Below are 522 nucleotides of genomic sequence, written 5' to 3'. Positions count from 1 at the left end.
GCGTGTAAGCCTCGTTGCCCGCTGGCGTTTCTACCGCAAGGTAACCTTCACCCATAACGGCAACGTCGAGCGCACGACCTGTTTTCAAAACGTCGCCAGAATCAAAACGCGTTGATGCAGAGTTTGTGACCACCATGGTTCGGCCATCAAAGCCCGGGCCTTGTAACTCCACGCTACGAACACGTTCCATATCCGCACGGAAACCTGCGGTATCCGCGTTCGACAAGTTATTCGAACGAACGTGTTGCGCTTTAAGAACTCGGCTTGCACCGGAGGTTGCTGTAAATAACAAGCTATCCATGCAGAGCTCCTATTACACCGCGTTGAACAAGGCTTGAGTGAGCTTGTCGCTAGTCGAAATCGTTTTTGCGTTCGCTTGGTAGTTACGTTGTGCTGTCATCAGTGCCACAAGCTCACTGGTTAGGTCGACGTTTGAGCCCTCTAATGCACCTGGAGTCAAGTTACCCAGCGTGCCAGAACCCGGAACGCCCATGATCGGCGCACCAGAGCTAAAGCTTTGTG

2 protein-coding genes are annotated in these 522 nt (G+C 52.9%); both read right to left on the bottom strand.

The window, feature by feature from the left end:
- A partial coding sequence (locus R7E78_RS30385) for a flagellar hook-basal body complex protein (RefSeq protein WP_318059181.1) occupies positions 1–301 on the bottom strand: 301 nt, incomplete at its 3' end.
- A 12-nt stretch (positions 302–313) separates the two neighbouring features.
- A partial coding sequence (locus tag R7E78_RS30380) for a flagellar basal body rod C-terminal domain-containing protein (RefSeq protein WP_318059180.1) occupies positions 314–522 on the bottom strand: 209 nt, incomplete at its 5' end.

The organism is Vibrio sp. YT-19(2023) (assembly GCF_033337395.1).
Note: the sequence above shows the minus strand (reverse complement) of the source record. Positions and strands in the feature narration are given on the sequence as shown.